This window comes from Cupriavidus sp. SIMBA_020 (assembly GCF_046535395.1).
In the GTDB taxonomy this organism is placed as follows: Bacteria; Pseudomonadota; Gammaproteobacteria; order Burkholderiales; family Burkholderiaceae; genus Cupriavidus; species Cupriavidus campinensis.
This window is the reverse complement of record NZ_JAWRWU010000126.1, coordinates 1-384: the sequence shown is the minus strand read 5'-3', so window position 1 is coordinate 384 and position 384 is coordinate 1. Positions and strand designations below refer to the sequence as shown.

The following is a 384-nucleotide window of genomic DNA, read 5'->3' as shown; positions in this document are numbered from 1 at the left end:
GCAGGTGCGGCGCTTCGCGGTCGATCAGCCAGCCGCGGTCGGTGAACAGGTTGACGATCACGCGTCCGTGCGCGCCGGTCACGCCCGGCTGCACGAGCCCGCGGACGATCGCGGGATCGATGTCCTGCGCATGGATCGCCGTATCGTCCGGCGCATGCACGCGCGCACCGTTCGACGTGATCAGGTACGGCCGGATGCCCAGCACGTCGCGGATGCCGGCGACGTCCGCGTAATGGCGGCCCGTCGCGATCACGAACTGCAGGCCGTCGCGATCGAGCCGGCGGACGGTCTCGATCGTGTACGGATCGAGCTGGTGGTCGCTGTTCAGCAGGGTGCCGTCGAGATCGGTGGCGATGACTTTGTACATGGGAGCGGGGAAATGGC

The 384-nt window shown here is 68.2% G+C and carries 1 protein-coding gene; it reads right to left on the bottom strand.

Annotated features, from left to right (window positions below):
- The coding region (locus tag SB751_RS28460) for an HAD-IIB family hydrolase (protein WP_410748846.1) at positions 1-367 on the bottom strand (367 nt) is incomplete at its 3' end.
- Between the last annotated feature and the right edge of the window lie 17 nt (positions 368-384).